1 protein-coding gene and 1 pseudogene are annotated in these 1,143 nt (G+C 66.0%); one reads left to right on the top strand and one right to left on the bottom strand.

Annotation, left to right across the window (positions count from 1 at the left end):
* On the top strand, nt 1-810 hold an 810-nt coding region (locus tag NA4_RS38320), incomplete at its 5' end, for an ISL3 family transposase (protein ID WP_067481151.1).
* A 112-nt stretch (nt 811-922) separates the two neighbouring features.
* Here NA4_RS38320 and NA4_RS39925 read toward each other — a convergent pair.
* A pseudogene (locus NA4_RS39925) lies at nt 923-1,143 on the bottom strand (integrase core domain-containing protein); the annotation flags it as partial.

Here is a 1,143-nt window from a genome sequence, read left to right as displayed (position 1 = left end):
GGACTGGCCCAGGTGGTGGAGAAAGTCGTCGCCGCACACGGCCGATGCTGGGCCGCCGCCGGCCCGAAACGACACCGGCTGACGCGCGAGACCACGACCATCGAACGCTGGCACGCCGTGCACGAGCTGCTCGACTCCGGTGTCGGGCTGCTGGACTGCTCCCGCCGACTGGGGCTGGCGCTGAACACCGTGAAACGGTATTCCCGCGCGCAGGAGCCGGATTCGCTGCGTCGACCGCCGCAGTATCGGCCAGGGCTGGTCGACCCCTACCGTGATCACCTGCGGTCCCGCCGCGCCGCGGAGCCCGGCGTGGCGGTCAGACAGCTGTTCACCGAGATCAAGGCCCTCGGCTACACCGGCGGGCTGAATCTGCTCTACCGATACGTCAACGAAGGGCGCCTGGTCGGTGACCGGGTCGCGGTCTCGGGCCGTAAGCTCACCGGCTGGATCATGACCCGCCCCTCCGAGCTCTCCGACACCCGCCGCGCTCACCTGGGCGAACTCGTCACCGCCTGCCCGGAGATGACCCGGCTGGCCGAACTCGTCCGCGGATTCGCCCAGATCATGACCGACCGGCGCGGTGCCGATCTGGACTGCTGGATCAAACAAGCCCGTGAGGCCGGACTACCCGAGCTCGAACCGTTCCTGCGGGGCCTGGACCAGGACCACGACGCCGCGGTCGCCGGACTCACCCTGCCCTACAGCAACGGGCCGTGCGAAGGCGTGAATACGAAAACGAAGCTACTGAAAAGGCAGATGTACGGACGGGCTGGCTTTCGGCTCCTCCGGCATCGAATCCTACTGGGGTAGAACAGAATCCGTCACCACCGGAAGTGCACAAGAGCCTTTAAGTTGACAGACCCTCACCGCAGCCGAGCCCGGGCCAGTAAGCAGTCTGAATCGCCCCGGTGAGTCCGGAGACTTATTGGTGTGACAGCTCAGCAGGTTGCTGGGCTGGGTTCTGAGCGTAGTAGGCGGCTTCCATTTCGGCGGGTGGGACGTCCCCGCAGTACTGGTAGAGGCGCCGGTGATTAAACCAATCCACCCATTCGGCGGTGGCGAACTCGACATGATCGACGCTGCGCCACGGGGCCGCGGGGCTTGATCAGCTCGGTCTTATAAAGGCCGTTCACGGTCTCAGCG

The sequence above is a fragment of the Nocardia amamiensis NBRC 102102 genome (genome assembly GCF_001612745.1).
GTDB classification, from domain to species: domain Bacteria; phylum Actinomycetota; class Actinomycetes; order Mycobacteriales; family Mycobacteriaceae; genus Nocardia; species Nocardia amamiensis.
The sequence above is the reverse complement of the archived record's forward strand: the minus strand, read 5'-3'. Positions and strand labels throughout refer to the sequence as shown.